This window comes from Burkholderia sp. Ac-20365, assembly GCF_017104715.1.
Classification (GTDB): domain Bacteria; phylum Pseudomonadota; class Gammaproteobacteria; order Burkholderiales; family Burkholderiaceae; genus Paraburkholderia.
Genome location: NZ_JAAGPI010000007.1, coordinates 300,004 through 313,599, shown reverse-complemented (window position 1 = coordinate 313,599; position 13,596 = coordinate 300,004). Strand labels below are relative to the sequence as shown.

The following is a 13,596-nucleotide window of genomic DNA, read 5'->3' as shown; positions in this document are numbered from 1 at the left end:
CGATATCAATACTGCTGCCCAGGAATCCACGACGTGCCCGCGAGCGGAATGCGCGCCATCGCTGCCGCTTCTACCGTCAGCGCGACGAGGTCTTCCGGCTCCAGGTGATGCACGTTCTGCTTGCCGCAGGCGCGTGCGATCGTCGTCAGTTCCATGTTCAGTGTCTTCAGATAGTTGCGCACGCGGCGCGAACCTTCTTCCGGTTGCAGACGCTGTTCGAGCACGGCATCCTGCGTCGTCACGCCGACGGGGCACCTGCCCGTATGACAGTGATGGCAGAATCCCGGCGACGTGTTGAGCGCCGCGTAATCGGCCGTGGCGGAATGCAGCGCGCCGTCCTTGAAGTACGTGTCGCTGTTGCAGCCGAGCGCCATCAGCACGCCCTGGCCGATCGCCACGGCATCGGCACCAAGCGCAAGCGCTTTGGCCACATCAGCGCCCGTGCGAATGCCGCCCGATACGATCAGCTGCACCGTGCCTTTCATGTTCAGGTCTTCGAGCGCATCGACGGCCTGACGCACGGCGGCCAGCGTCGGAATGCCGACGTTCTCGATGAAGCACGTTTGCGTCGCCGCCGTGCCGCCCTGCATCCCGTCGATCACGACCACATCCGCGCCCGCATGCACGGCGAGCTTCACATCGTTGAACGTGCGCGTCGCGCCGACCTTCACGTAGATCGGCTTTTCCCAATCGGTGATTTCGCGCAGTTCCTGAATCTTGATCGCGAGATCATCGGGGCCTGTCCAGTCAGGGTGGCGGCTGGCTGAACGTTGATCGACACCAGCAGGCAACGTACGCATCGACGCCACGCGCGGATTGACCTTCTGTCCGAGCAGCATGCCGCCGCCGCCCGGCTTCGCGCCCTGGCCAATCACGACTTCGATCGCATCGGCGCGACGCACGTCGTCGGGATTGAAGCCGTAGCGCGACGGCAGGCACTGATACACCAGCGTCTTCGACGACTGACGCTCTTCCTGTGTCATGCCGCCATCGCCGGTCGTCGTCGAGGTGCCGGCTGCCGTGGCCGCGCGGCCCAATGCTTCCTTCACGTTCGCCGACAATGCGCCGAAGCTCATGCCTGCAATCGTGATGGGAATGTCGAGCACGACAGGCTTCTTCGCGAAGCGCGTGCCGAGCAGCGTTTGCGTCGCGCACTTCTCGCGATAGCCTTCCAGCGGATAGCGCGACAGCGACGCGCCGAGAAACAGCAGATCGTCGAAGTGCGGCACGCGGCGCTTTGCGCCGAGGCCACGGATTTCATAGAGTCCGCGCTGTGCGGCGGTGTGGATGTAATCGATCGTCTTGCGGTCGTAGCCTTGCGACTCTTCCTGCTGCAAGCGGGCGAAATGGATGGGCTTTTCCATGGGGACGTTCTCGTATTCGGTGGTCAATATTCCTGGTCCGCGTCGGCGTTCCAGTGATAGAGCGTGCGCGCCGAAGCGATGCGCTTGAACGCGCGCGGATCGTGTTTCAGGCCTGCTGCGTCGAGCAGCGAGGCAACCGCCGTAACGTCCGCATCCGTCATCGCTTCGAACTGCGCATCCGCGCCAAGCGATTTCACATCGCCCTTCACGTACAGCACCGCTTCATAGAGCGAGTCGCCGAGCGCATCGCCTGCATCGCCGCAGATCACCATGCGGCCCGCCTGCGCCATGAACGCCGAAAAACTGCCCACCGATCCACCGACGACAATATCGCCGCCCTTCAGCGAAATGCCACAACGCAAACCCGCATCGCCATCGATCACGAGCAGTCCGCCATGCGCGGACGCACCCGCACCATTCGATGCGAAGCCCTTCACATGAACCTTGCCGCTCATCATGTTTTCGGCCACGCCCGTACCCGCGCTGCCTTCGATCACAATGTTCGCGTGCTTGTTCATGCCGCCCGCGTAGTAGCCCGCGTGGCCGTCGATTGTGATGTTCACGTCGGCATCGACGCCGACCGCAATGTTGTGCGCGCCGTTCGGCGAGGTCACGGTGATCTGCTGGCCTTTGAGCGCAGTGGCATCGCCGTGCAGATACTGGTTCACTTCCCTGACCGATCCGCGCTCAAGGTCGAATGTCACGCTTTCCATACATACATCTCCTCGGGTGCCGGTTCGAATACCTTCGCGTTCCTGATGTCGGGCAGATGCGCGAGCGAGCGGAACTCGGACGCGATCGCCACGTAGTCGTCGTTCTCGGCAACGACAGCGGGCTTGCACGCGAACGGATCGCGGATCAACGCGAGTTCCGTCGTCGTGCCCATCAGGAACGTGTAGAAGCCGTCGAGTTCTTCGAAGCCTTTCTGCAACGCTTCCGGCAACGCATCGCCTTCACGCAGACGCCATTCGAGAAAGCGGCAGGCGGCTTCCGTGTCGTTGTCGGTGTCGAAGTGAATGCCTTGCGGCTCCAGCTTGCGGCGCACGCCATACGGGTTCGACAGCGAGCCGTTGTGCACGAGACAGAAGTCTTCGCCTGCCGTGAACGGGTGCGCGCGATCCGGTGTCACAGCCGATTCCGTCGCCATGCGCGTATGGCCGACCAGATGCGATCCTTTGAGGTTCGCGAAGCCATAACGGTCCGCGACCTGCGCGGGCGTGCCGATGTCCTTGTAGAGATCGATCGAACGGCCCGTCGACAGCAGATACAGCTTCGGATAATGCTCGCGCAGCCAGCTCTTTACGCTTTCCGCATTGCCTTGCAGCGTCAGCACGGCATGATTGCCTTTCGCTTCGATACGCGCCGTCACGTCCATCGCCGCGTTCAACGCGTCGAGCAGCGGCGTCCATGCAAAACGATCGCCTTCTTCGGTGAAGCCCGCATACAGGCTCAGCTTGCGCTGGCTCGCATCGACTGCCTTGCCAAATACGGCCAGACCCGCCGAATCCGGACCGCGCTCCGTCATGCCGATCAGCATCGGCACCATCAGTTCGCCGAGCCGTTCGCGTAGTGCCGGTGTCTTCACCAGCAGACCTACGATTCCACACATAATTTCTTCCTCCTGGTGATGCTTAGAAAAATTCGAGGTAGCTTTTCAGCTCCCAGTCCGACACGTGACGCATGTATTCGAGCCATTCCATGCGCTTCAATTTGAGGAACTCATCGGCAACGGGACCGAGCGCGTCGCAGATCAACCGATCTGACTCAAGCGCGTCGAGTGCCTGTTCGAGGTTCTGAGGCAGCACGCCGATCTGGCGCTCCTGCAACTGCTGCGGCGTCCACGTGTAGAGGTTGTCGTTAGCAGGCTGACCGGGCGACAGTTCGCGCTCGACGCCATCCAGCCCCGCCGCGATCACGGCCGCCGTCGCGAGATACGGATTGCATGCGCCATCGGGCAGACGCAGTTCGATACGCTCGCCGGGCATGCGCACCATCGTCGAGCGGTTGTTGTCGCCATAGCTGATATACGCGGGCGCCCACGTTGCGCCCGTCAGCGAGCGGCCCACCACGAGGCGCTTGTATGAATTGACGGTCGGATTGCACAGCGCGGCCAGTGCAGGCGCGTGCGCGAGCAGGCCCGCCGTGAACTGATAGCCGAGCTTCGACAGTCCCATGCCGAGCGGATCGTTCTTGTCCGCGAACAGATTGCGCTCGCCGTCGCCGATCGACATGTGCATGTGCATGCCATTACCCGGACGATTCGCGAACGGCTTCGGCATGAACGAGCAGATCATGCCGAGTTCGTTAGCGATCTCGGATGCGGCCATCTTGAAGAACACATAGTGATCGCACGAGGTCAGGCAGTCGGTGTACGTGTAGTTGATTTCGAACTGGCCGTTCGCATCCTCGTGATCGATCTGATACACGTCGATGCCGACGTCGCGCATCGATTCGGTGAGCTTTTCCAGGAAGACGCGCGTACGCGACAAACCCTTGTAGTCGTAGCACGGCTTGGCAAGCGTATCGCTCGGGTCGCACGGTTCGAGCACGCCCGACGCCGAGCGGCGCAGCAGCGAGAACTCGGGTTCGAGGCCTGTAAAAAGCGTCCAGTTACGCTCCGTCATGCGCGCGACCTGCTTCTTCAGCGTCACGCGCGAATCGTAGGTCCACGGTTTGCCATCCACATGCCCGTCGCACACGATGCGCGCCAGGCCCGTTTGCCACGGCATCGGCGTGAGCGTCGACAGATCGCCGACGGCCATGAAGTCGGGACCGTTCGGCTCGATGCCGACGCCCCAGATCGCGAAACCGGCGAAGCCCGCGCCCGCCTTCAGCACGCCCTTCAGATGCGCAACGGGCACCGACTTCGCTTTCGCCACGCCGTGAATATCGACGAATTGCGCCAGCACGTATTTCACGCCCTGCTGTGAGAGCCAGGCTTGCGCGTCTTCCGCCGTCTCGAAGCGCGGCACGCTTCCTAGCTCGTTGACGGGCAGCTTGCTCGCGTCGTTCAGGTTCATCGCCACTCCTTGCAACAACATCCTTCGCTGGTTTGAAAAAGCCACGCGACCTGCGCATGACCCGGCTGCACGAGCATGCCGCGACGCCATCGGCGCACTGCAGGCATGTCCGCATGTTCGCGGCGGAATTTATTGTTATGCAACAATGATTCCCCACATGAAACCCATCGGGCGCGACTGAGCCTTCCCTTACATACATGGCGCAACGTCGCGATCTGCTAACCTTGCCTTTTCATCGAGGCCAACCATGCAAAACGGGGACGACAGCAAATCACCGCTCGAACGCTATCTCGGCTCGACGATCCGCGAGTTGCGTCAGTCACATGGACTGACCATCGCGCAGGTCGCCGAACAGGCCGGTATCAGCCGCGGGATGCTTTCGAAAATCGAAAACGCGCAGACTTCTACCGGACTCGACGTACTCAACCGCATTGCGCAGGCCCTGGGCGTGTCGATGTCGACGCTGTTCCGCAACTTCGACGTACCGCAGGGCGGCGCCCAGCTCGTCAAGAAAGGCGGCGGCATGGAGGTCGTCCGCAAGGGCACGAAACGCGGCCACACCTACCATCTGCTCGCCTACGACCAGGGACCGCGCAAACTCTTCGAGCCGTTCCTGATCACGATGGAAGACGAGGCAGAACGCTTCCCCGTCTTCGAACACCCCGGCACCGAATTCATCCATATGCTCAAGGGCGTGATCGAGTACCGCCACGGCCAGCAAACCTACATCCTGCATCCCGGCGACACACTCACCTTCCGGGGCGACGTACCGCATGGTCCCGAACGGCTGATCAAGACGCCGATCCAGTTCCTGTCGATCTTCGTCTACTCCCAGCCTGCCGCCGAGTGAACCGCGCCTGCTTCGTCCTTCTTTATGCAACGTCCATGCCATGTTTATCAAAGGGAATCATAAGTTCCTGCGAATAAACACTGGCGGCGCATTGCGGCATTCGGCTTCGTTCGACATCGTTTGCACTGTCACTGCGCCTGCCTGACTGCGGTGCGGCCGAATCGTGAATCTGGTGCGCATCTGCACTGACACGGTAAGGCCAGTTACGACGCTGTATCAGCGTTGCTTATAAAGTCTGCAACGCTCCCAGCGCGCCTTCGATCATCGCGCGCACCACCGGCTGCACACGTTCGGCGCGCTGCAGTTCGTACGCGAAGGGCGCTTCTTCATTCATGTACGTGGACTGGCACATCTCCAGTTGGATTGCATGAATGCCTTCGCGCGGCGCGCCGAAATGACGCGTGATATAGCCGCCTTTGAAGCGGCCATTCGCGATCCACGTAAAGTCGCTCTGTGCCGCAGCCGATTCGGCGGCTGCCTGCAACGCGGGCGCAGCCGTGCGGCCGTCCTGCGTGCCGAGGTTCAGATCGGGCAGCTTCCCGTCGAACAGACGCGGCAACACGCTCGCAATCGAATGCGCTTCCCATAGCAGCACATTCGCGTGCCGTTCGCGCAAACGCGCGAGTTCGGCCCGCAGCGTGTCGTGATACGGCGTCCAGTATTGCGCGACACGCCGCTGCTTTTCATCCGGGTCCGGCTCGCAGCCCGCGCGATAAACAGGCTCACCGCGAAACGTCTCGGTCGGGCAAAGGCCTGTCGTGGTTTGCCCCGGATACAGGCTCTCGTCGTTCGACGGGCGGTTCAGGTCGATCACATAACGCGACACGTTCGCGCCGAGCAACGTCGCTCCTAGCTCCTTCGACACGAAATCGTAAAGACGGTCGAGATGCCAGTCTGTGTCCACGAAGGTCAGTGCTTCGTCGGTATAGAGATGCCGCATCGCAGGCGGGATGCTGTGCCCCAAATGCGGAATCGAAACCAGCAGCGGCGCATCGCCACGTTGCAACGTGTACAGCTCATTCATTGGCATCACTCCATGAAGAATCAGCGCAGCGCGTCGTCGGGCAGTTGCGGCAACGCGCGCGCGAGCGCCGGTTGAATCGAACGGTCGATCACGGCGCGCGTCAGCGTGACGATTTCACTAGCGAAGTCATCCCACTCGCCCTGCCGGTGCAACACAAAAAAGTCGCGTCGACCGAGACGCCCCGACGGCAGCGGCAGCACAGCAATCTCGTCGAGATAATGACGGGCCTGCCACAGACATAGCGGCGTCGAAATCGCGAAGCCGAGACGCGCGGCCACGAGGCTGAGCAAAGGATCGGTGGCATCGAATTCATAACGGCGCGGGCTGTCGATACCCAGATGCCGCGCAAAGCGCTCAACCTGCTGGCCGATCACCGAGCGCGCCGTGTAACGGATCAACGGCAGTTCGGCGGCCAGCGTGCGCCAGTCGATCTGCGCGCGGCCCGCGATATGACTGCGCGCCACCACCGCGACGAACGCCTCGGAAAACAGCGGAACTTCGACGATGCGCGCATCGTTGAGCGTCGTCTGCGTGCACACGGCGATATCGAGTTCGCGGTCGTGCAACTGCTTCGACAAGCCCGGCGTGAGTCCCGACCACAACGAAATCTGCCGCGTCGAATTAGACACCGCGCGAATCAGTTCAGGACCGACCGTCGCCGCAAACGAATCGACGCAGCCCAGCCGCACGGGCAGCTTCCCCGCATTGGACGCATCGCCGATACGCGTGGTCACCATCTGCGCATGCTCGAGCAGCGGCCCCGCCAGTTCCAGCAACGCGCGGCCCGCGATATTCGGGCGCGGCGGACGGCTGTCGCGGTCGAACAACGTCATGCCCTGCTCGCGTTCCAGCGCCGACACGGCCTGGCTGATCGCGCTCTGGCTCACGCCCAACTGCTTCGCTGCGGCCGTCATCGAGCCCGTCTCGCACACGGCGACGAAAGCCTGCAGCGCGCGCAGATCGATTGGCGTTTGGGTTCGTCTCATCCTGACTCCAGTGTCGTCGGCGGCCCGCACGCGCCGCCCGGCGACGACGCATGGTGCCCCTTCAAAAACGTCCCGCGCTCACGATGAGCGTTTTCGGGCACGCAGCATAAGTTTGCCTAATACAAAATTCGCGTGCGCTTTGGCTTTCTAGAATCGGCTCCATTGCCCTTCCAGAGGTCTCCATGAGCCACTATGACTTTGTCGTGATCGGCGCCGGCGTGATCGGCGCGTCGGTTGCCCACCATCTCGCCGCCCTTGGCGCGAAAAGCGTGCTCGTTCTCGAGCGCGGCACGATCGGCGCGGGCACGACGTCGCAATCGTCGGGCTTGCTGCGCACGCACTATTCCGTGCGCCAGAACGTCGAGCTGGCGCGTTCGTCGTGGTGGGCGTTCAACAATTTCGCCGAATACGTCGGCGACGACGAAGCGTCGTGCGGGCTTGTCAAATGCGGCTATATGATCTGCGCGCCCGAAGGCGACAAGCTCGAACCGCTGCGCGCATCGCTCGATGCACAGCGCGACATGGGTATCGAAGTGCAGTTGCTCGGCCGCGATGAAGCGCGCGAGCGGCTGCCCATTGCCAGCTTCGACGACGCCGCCCTGATCGGCTACGAGCCCGAAGCCGGTTTCGCCGATGCGTATCTGGTCGCGACCAGCTTCGCCAGATCGGCGCGCCGCCGCGGCGTGAAGATCATCGAAGGCGCGACGGTGACGGGCGTGATCCGCGAAGGACGCCGCGTGGTCGGCGTCGAAACCAGCGCGGGAAACTTCAGTTGCGGCACGCTGATCAGCACGCAGAACATCTGGACGCCCGAACTGGCCGGCTGGATCGGCGTGCCGCTGCCCGTCAAGCCGGAGCGCCACACCGTCCTCGCGCTCGAATGCGACGAAGGTGCGTACACGTTCAAGATGCCCGCGTTCAAGGATCTCGGCTCGCCGGGCATGCTGTATTTCCGCAGCTATGGCGGCAGTCAGATGCTGGTGTCCGAAGGCGTGGTCGGCGAGACGCTGAATGCGCCGGAGACAGAACAGGGCGACATCTCGCTCGATTACGTCGCGGAAGTCGGCGCGCAGGTTGCCGAGCGCTTTCCTGCTTATGAAACGGCGGGACTCGCGTCGTCGTGGACGGGCGTGTACGACGTTACGCCGGACTGGAATCCCGTGCTCGGGAACGTCGGCGATGTCGAAGGGCTGGTAGTTGGCTTTGGCTTCTCGGGCCACGGCTTCAAGCTGTCGCCCGGCATCGGCAAGCTGCTTGCCCAACATGCGCTCGGCCAGCCGACCGATGTATCGCTCGCGCCCTACGCGCTCGACCGCTTCTCGACGGGCGCGTTGCTCGTCGGCAAGTATGGTTCGGGCGCCGTGTCCTGATTCGTGGAGTCTGCTATGTCCATCAAGATTCTGGTTCCCGTCAAACGCGTGGTCGATCCGAATGTGCGTGTACGCGTCAGCGCAACCGGTTCGATCGATACCAACGGCTTGAAGATGTCGCTCAATCCGTTCGACGAATGCGCCGTTGAAAAGGCGCTGCAACTCAAGGAAGCGGGACACGCGACGCACGTGACCGTCCTCACCTGCGGACAGTCGAACTGTCAGGACGTGCTGCGCACCGCGCTCGCAATGGGCGCCGATGACGCCGTGCTGATCGATACGGGCGAAGCCACCGCGACACTCGATTCGCTGGCGGTCGCGCGTCTGCTGCACGCGTATCTGTCGGCGCACGAAGGATACGGCCTCGTGCTATGCGGCAAACAGGCCATTGACGACGACACGGGCGGCGTCGCCGCGATGCTCGCGGGCCTGCTCGACTGGCCTCAGGCGCTCGACGTGAGCGCGGTCGACGCGGATTCAAATGGCTGGCGCGTGACCTGCGGCGACGATGCGGGCACGGCGACGTGGCGTCTCGAAGGCGCGGCCGTCGTCAGCGCGGACCTGCGGCTTGCCGAGCCGCGGCGTGTGACCCTGCCGAGCATCGTCAAGGCAAAACAGAAGCCGCTCAAGACGATCGATGCGGGCGTCTTCAACGTGGACCTCGCGCCGCGAACACGCGTTCTCGGCTTGAGCGATCCGCCCGCGCGGCAGGCGGGCATCAAGGTCGCGGATACAGCCGCGTTGATCGAGGCGATCGCCGCGCAGCGTGTGTTCGAACAAACAGGAGTGGCAGCATGAGATCGCTCGTTCTGGTGGATATCGACAACGGCGTCATCAGCGACGCGAGCCTGCGCGTGATCGGCGCGGCGTTGCGGATCGGCAAGCCTGTCGATCTGCTCGTCTTCGATGCCGACGCTGCACAGGCAGCCGCGCAGATTGCGGGCATCGAACAGGTGCTGCTGGCGGCGTTCGATACCGCGCCGACGGCCGAGTCACTCGCTGCCGTGCTACAAGGCCTTTCGGCAAACTATGCGTTGATCGCCGCCGCGCATCGCGCGCTGGCTCGTGGCGCGTTTCCGCGCGCAGCGGCGCGTGCGGGTAGCGCGTTTCTCGCGGATGTCACGGGTGTCGCCAGCGATGGCCGCTTCGTGCGCAGCCTGTATGCAGGCAGCGTCGTGGCGAACGTCGCAAGCGAAGGAGCGCTGACGTTCGCGACGTTTCGCGCGTCGTCGTTTGCGCCGGTTGCGCGTGACGGCGGACAGGCCACCATCGTGACGCTCGAAGCACCGCGAGTCTTCGGCAACACGACGCTGATCGAACGTCATGCGACGCAGCAGACGGGACAGGATCTGTCGAGCGCACGTATCGTCGTGGCGGGCGGTCGCGGCCTCGCATCGAAAGAGAACATGCAGCGGCTCGGCGAACTGGCGGACAACATGGGCGCCGCGCTCGGCGCGTCGCGCGCCGCCGTCGACGCCGGCTACGCGCCCAACGCCGTGCAGGTCGGACAGACGGGCAACACGGTCGCGCCCGATGTCTATCTGGCCTTCGGCATCTCCGGCGCGATCCAGCATCTGGCCGGCATGAAGGACTCGAAGCTGATCGTCGCCGTCAACAAGGACCCGGATGCGCCGATCTTTTCGATCGCGGATGTCGGTCTCGTCGGCGATCTGTTCGAGACGGTCGGCGGACTCGAAGCGCGCGTCGCAGCGAGGAGCGCGTGATGATCGACGCACTGTCGCCTGAACGCGTGTCTGTGCAGCGTCATGGAACCACCGCGCTGAATTCCCATCAGTCGATTCACTTCTTCGATTGCTCGAAGCTCGCGCCCGAGCCATGGGCGAACGGCGGCGGCACGACCCGCACCGTCGCACTGCAATCCGCCGACGATCACGCGGTGGACTGGCGCGTCAGTATCGCAACGCTCAATGGACCGTCGAAGTTTTCGCGGTTTCCCGGGCTCGATCGCACGCTCGTGTTGCTCGATGAAGGCGCTGTGGACCTGCATTCACAAGATGGCGCGTCGGTCGCGCGGCCTGGTCAGCCGGTGCAGTTTTCCGGCGATCTGCTGATGTGGGCCAGCATGTCCGTGCAGCCCGTGAACGTGCTCAACGTGATGACACGTCGTGGCGCGTATCAGGCTGCGGTGAGCGTCGCGACACACTCGTTGCGTGTCACGCCGGCGTCGACTCATCTCGTGCTTTGTGTTGCGGGCGAATGGCGCATCGGTAGCTCGCTGCTCAACAGCGTGTCGCTGCAGCCGATGACGGGCATCTGGTTCGAAGGCCGGCGTGAAGAGATCGACCTGCACGCGGTCGGGCTGGGCGCCCGGCTGGTTTCGATCGCGATTGCGGGCGTGGAGCGTTGATCGATGACGGATGCGAAGTGGGTCGATCAATATGGGCCGCGTGAGTCGATGGAGTATGACGTGGTGATCGTCGGCGGCGGGCCGGCTGGACTGGCTGCGGCGATCAGACTTAAGCAGCGTGCTGCGGACAGTGGTGCCGAGATCGGCGTTTGTGTCCTTGAAAAGGGTTCTGAAATAGGCGCGCATATTCTGTCGGGCGCGGTGATGGACCCGCGTGCGCTTAACGAGCTGATTCCTGACTGGAAGTCGAAGGCGGCGCCGTTAAACGTCGAAGTGACCGAGGATCGCTTTTTGTTCCTGTCGCAAACAGGCGCGAAGACCGTGCCGAACTGGGCGCTGCCGGATAACTTCAAGAATCACGGCAACTATGTGATCTCGCTGGCGAATGTGACGCGGTGGCTGGGTCAGCAGGCCGAAGCGCTGGGCGTCGAGATTTTTCCGGGTTTTGCGGCGGCTGAAGTGCTCTACAACGACGACGGCTCGGTCAAGGGCGTCGCGACGGGCAATCTTGGCATCGGCAAGGACGGCGAGCCGACCGAAAACTTCCAGCTCGGCATGGAACTGCATGCCAAGTACACGCTGTTCTGCGAAGGCGCGCGCGGTCACCTGGGCCGCCAGCTGTCGGACACGTTCAAGCTGCGCGACGGCGCCGATCCGCAGGTCTACGGCATCGGCATCAAGGAACTGTGGGAAATCGATCCGTCGAAGCACAAGCCCGGTCTCGTGATCCACACGGCTGGCTGGCCGCTCGATTCGCAAACGTACGGCGGCTCGTTTCTGTATCACATCGACAACAATCAGGTGATGGTCGGTTTTGTGGTCGGTCTGGGCTACTCGAATCCGTATCTGTCGCCGTTCGAAGAGTTCCAGCGCTACAAGACGCATCCGGAAATCCGCAAGTTCCTCGAAGGCGGCAAGCGCGTGTCGTACGGCGCGCGCGCGATCACGGCAGGTGGCCTGATGTCGCTGCCGAAGCTCGTTTTCCCGGGCGGCGCACTGGTCGGCGACGATGCGGGCTTCCTGAACGCCTCGCGGATCAAGGGTTCGCACGCCGCGATCAAGACGGGCATGCTCGCCGCCGATGCCGCATTCGACGCCGTGCAGGCTGGTCGTAACAGCGATGAACTGACCGCGTACCCCGAGTCGTTCAAGACTTCGTGGCTGCACACCGAGCTTTACCGCGCGCGCAATTTCAAACAGTGGATGAGCAAGGGCCTCTATCTCGGCACGCTGATGGTCGGCATCGAACAGAAGCTGATGGGCGGCAATGTGCCGTGGACGCTGCATCACCAGCACTGGGATCACCAGATGCTGAAGCCCGCGTCGCAGTGCAAGCCGATCGAGTATCCGAAGCCCGATGGCAAGCTGACGTTTGACCGCCTCTCATCGGTGTTCATCTCGAACACGAATCACGAAGACAACCAACCGGCACACCTCACACTGAAAGATCCGACTGTGCCCGTGAAGGTGAACCTGCAAACGTACGCCGGTCCTGAAGCGCGTTTTTGCCCGGCAGGCGTCTACGAGTTCATCAAGACCGACGCAGACGAAGACCGCTTGCAGATCAACGCGCAAAACTGCGTCCACTGCAAGACCTGCGACATCAAGGATCCGACGCAGAACATCGTGTGGGTGACGCCCGAGGGCGGTGGCGGTCCGAACTATCCGAACATGTAGCGGATTCCATCAGGCCGGTTTCTATGCAGCGGGCCGTGGCTCGATTGGGCATGCAATAGCCGTCAGCCCGAAACCCGCTCGCTGAGTTGCAGCACACCGTCTGGCATCGTCGCCGCCCGCGTGAACAGTTCGACGATGCCACGTGTCGGGACACTGGCAGAGAGCGTCGCAATCTTGGTCGGCGCAAACCAGCGGCAACGTGCAATCTCATTGCGCGGCTCGGGTGTCACATCGGCCGGTATCCCGGCGACGAACACGTGATGCAGCGTGCTGAACCCCTGGAAGTGGAAGCAGTAATCGATCTGCAAGGCGATGACGCCCGTTTCCTCTACCAGTTCGCGCCGTGCCGCGTCGATGGACGACTCTGTGCGCTTGATCCTGCCGCCCGGCAACGCCCATCGCGAGCGCGCTCTGGCGACGAGCAGAATCCTGTCATCCCTGATGCACAATACGGTCGCCCTGTCTTTCATACGCTCCCAGCCCGGTCGAACGGGCTCAAATAACAAGTGGTCAACGGTGCCCGTTCGCCTGAGTCGCCGGACGTCTGAGCATCCTATTGAACCACATGTCATAAAAGTGTCACAATTACGCTTTCGCCGGACGCTTGCATTCCGCCGCCTTTCGGCCCGGTCAGAGAGATTTGCGATGACACATACGTATGAATACAACGGCTTCACGCTGCAGGTAGCGATCGAGTCCGCTTTTCGCCCGCGCCCTCGCGCGTCCGCGAGCGCCCGAGGCTATGTCGCCGTGGTCCGGATTTGCGACGCGCAGACGTCGTTGCCCCGCTTCTCGCCACTCAGGCTGGACGAGTTCAGCGGGCGGCCGTTTGCCAGCGAGAAGGATGCGCTGACAGGCGGTTACAGCGCCGCGCGCACGATCGTCGACGATCTGTTTGGCTAATAGCGACGAGGAAAGTCAGGCGCCTGCTTTTGAC

14 protein-coding genes are annotated in these 13,596 nt (G+C 62.7%); 7 read left to right on the top strand and 7 right to left on the bottom strand.

The window, feature by feature from the left end; genetic code table 11:
* Window positions 1-5: 5 nt before the first annotated feature.
* Genes G3O01_RS15840 through glnT form a run of 4 tightly spaced genes read right to left on the bottom strand, consistent with a single transcriptional unit; the run spans window position 6 to window position 4,384 of the window.
* Entirely contained in the window at window positions 6-1,364 is a 1,359-nt protein-coding gene (locus tag G3O01_RS15840; protein ID WP_205806069.1) for an FMN-binding glutamate synthase family protein, read from the bottom strand.
* A 23-nt stretch (window positions 1,365-1,387) separates the two neighbouring features.
* Window positions 1,388-2,077 carry a protein glxC gene (locus G3O01_RS15835; protein ID WP_205806068.1) on the bottom strand — a complete coding sequence of 230 codons (690 nt, stop codon included), beginning with the start codon at window positions 2,075-2,077 and terminating at the stop codon, window positions 1,388-1,390.
* Complete coding sequence (locus G3O01_RS15830) at window positions 2,065-2,973, bottom strand: class II glutamine amidotransferase (protein WP_205806067.1); 909 nt, start codon at window positions 2,971-2,973, stop codon at window positions 2,065-2,067. Before G3O01_RS15830 ends, G3O01_RS15835 begins: the two co-directional genes overlap by 13 nt.
* Before the next feature lie 22 nt (window positions 2,974-2,995).
* Window positions 2,996-4,384 carry a type III glutamate--ammonia ligase gene (gene glnT / locus G3O01_RS15825; protein ID WP_241023981.1) on the bottom strand — a complete coding sequence of 463 codons (1,389 nt, stop codon included), beginning with the start codon at window positions 4,382-4,384 and terminating at the stop codon, window positions 2,996-2,998.
* Window positions 4,385-4,631: 247 nt separating this feature from the next.
* On the opposite strand from glnT, the gene G3O01_RS15820 reads away from it, so the two are divergent.
* Window positions 4,632-5,234: an XRE family transcriptional regulator gene (locus G3O01_RS15820; protein ID WP_054931109.1), complete on the top strand. Its 603-nt coding sequence runs from the start codon at window positions 4,632-4,634 to the stop codon at window positions 5,232-5,234.
* Between the two features lie 226 nt (window positions 5,235-5,460).
* On the opposite strand, the gene hutG is transcribed toward G3O01_RS15820, so the two are convergent.
* Window positions 5,461-6,258, bottom strand: coding sequence for an N-formylglutamate deformylase (hutG, locus tag G3O01_RS15815; RefSeq protein WP_205806066.1), 798 nt, complete (start codon window positions 6,256-6,258; stop codon window positions 5,461-5,463).
* A gap of 20 nt (window positions 6,259-6,278) precedes the next feature.
* Entirely contained in the window at window positions 6,279-7,244 is a 966-nt protein-coding gene (locus G3O01_RS15810) for a LysR family transcriptional regulator (RefSeq protein WP_205806065.1), read from the bottom strand.
* A gap of 182 nt (window positions 7,245-7,426) precedes the next feature.
* Between G3O01_RS15810 and G3O01_RS15805 the strand changes: the two genes are divergently transcribed.
* From G3O01_RS15805 to G3O01_RS15785, 5 genes are read left to right on the top strand one after another with little or no spacing between them, the layout of a single operon-like run.
* A complete protein-coding gene (locus G3O01_RS15805; RefSeq protein WP_205806064.1) occupies window positions 7,427-8,614 on the top strand; it encodes an FAD-binding oxidoreductase in 1,188 nt (395 codons plus the stop codon).
* A 21-nt stretch (window positions 8,615-8,635) separates the two neighbouring features.
* Window positions 8,636-9,412 carry an electron transfer flavoprotein subunit beta/FixA family protein gene (locus tag G3O01_RS15800; protein ID WP_205806127.1) on the top strand — a complete coding sequence of 259 codons (777 nt, stop codon included), beginning with the start codon at window positions 8,636-8,638 and terminating at the stop codon, window positions 9,410-9,412.
* Entirely contained in the window at window positions 9,409-10,338 is a 930-nt protein-coding gene (locus G3O01_RS15795; RefSeq protein ID WP_205806063.1) for an electron transfer flavoprotein subunit alpha/FixB family protein, read from the top strand. The genes G3O01_RS15800 and G3O01_RS15795 overlap by 4 nt, the downstream gene beginning before the upstream one ends.
* Window positions 10,338-10,982 (top strand): HutD family protein, encoded by a 645-nt coding sequence (locus tag G3O01_RS15790; protein WP_205806062.1) that lies wholly within the window; start codon window positions 10,338-10,340, stop codon window positions 10,980-10,982. The genes G3O01_RS15795 and G3O01_RS15790 overlap by 1 nt, the downstream gene beginning before the upstream one ends.
* A gap of 3 nt (window positions 10,983-10,985) precedes the next feature.
* A complete protein-coding gene (locus G3O01_RS15785; protein WP_205806061.1) occupies window positions 10,986-12,659 on the top strand; it encodes an electron transfer flavoprotein-ubiquinone oxidoreductase in 1,674 nt (557 codons plus the stop codon).
* A 62-nt stretch (window positions 12,660-12,721) separates the two neighbouring features.
* On the opposite strand, the gene G3O01_RS15780 is transcribed toward G3O01_RS15785, so the two are convergent.
* Window positions 12,722-13,129, bottom strand: coding sequence for an NUDIX hydrolase (locus G3O01_RS15780; protein WP_205806060.1), 408 nt, complete (start codon window positions 13,127-13,129; stop codon window positions 12,722-12,724).
* A 175-nt stretch (window positions 13,130-13,304) separates the two neighbouring features.
* On the opposite strand from G3O01_RS15780, the gene G3O01_RS15775 reads away from it, so the two are divergent.
* Window positions 13,305-13,562, top strand: a complete 258-nt coding sequence (locus G3O01_RS15775) for a hypothetical protein (RefSeq protein ID WP_205806059.1) — start codon at window positions 13,305-13,307, stop codon at window positions 13,560-13,562.
* Window positions 13,563-13,596 lie beyond the last annotated feature (34 nt).

Bases quoted from the DNA above. Each gene is read 5' to 3' on its own strand.
- G3O01_RS15835 (WP_205806068.1), bottom strand. From the start codon at position 2,077: ATGGAAAGCGTGACATTCGACCTTGAGCGCGGATCGGTCAGGGAAGTG.
- G3O01_RS15795 (WP_205806063.1), top strand. From the start codon at position 9,409: ATGAGATCGCTCGTTCTGGTGGATATCGACAACGGCGTCATCAGCGAC.
- G3O01_RS15805 (WP_205806064.1), top strand. From the start codon at position 7,427: ATGAGCCACTATGACTTTGTCGTGATCGGCGCCGGCGTGATCGGCGCG.
- G3O01_RS15830 (WP_205806067.1), bottom strand. From the start codon at position 2,973: ATGTGTGGAATCGTAGGTCTGCTGGTGAAGACACCGGCACTACGCGAA.
- glnT (WP_241023981.1), bottom strand. From the start codon at position 4,384: ATGAACCTGAACGACGCGAGCAAGCTGCCCGTCAACGAGCTAGGAAGC.
- G3O01_RS15820 (WP_054931109.1), top strand. From the start codon at position 4,632: ATGCAAAACGGGGACGACAGCAAATCACCGCTCGAACGCTATCTCGGC.
- hutG (WP_205806066.1), bottom strand. From the start codon at position 6,258: ATGAATGAGCTGTACACGTTGCAACGTGGCGATGCGCCGCTGCTGGTT.
- G3O01_RS15785 (WP_205806061.1), top strand. From the start codon at position 10,986: ATGACGGATGCGAAGTGGGTCGATCAATATGGGCCGCGTGAGTCGATG.
- G3O01_RS15775 (WP_205806059.1), top strand. From the start codon at position 13,305: ATGACACATACGTATGAATACAACGGCTTCACGCTGCAGGTAGCGATC.
- G3O01_RS15810 (WP_205806065.1), bottom strand. From the start codon at position 7,244: ATGAGACGAACCCAAACGCCAATCGATCTGCGCGCGCTGCAGGCTTTC.
- G3O01_RS15780 (WP_205806060.1), bottom strand. From the start codon at position 13,129: ATGAAAGACAGGGCGACCGTATTGTGCATCAGGGATGACAGGATTCTG.
- G3O01_RS15840 (WP_205806069.1), bottom strand. From the start codon at position 1,364: ATGGAAAAGCCCATCCATTTCGCCCGCTTGCAGCAGGAAGAGTCGCAA.
- G3O01_RS15790 (WP_205806062.1), top strand. From the start codon at position 10,338: ATGATCGACGCACTGTCGCCTGAACGCGTGTCTGTGCAGCGTCATGGA.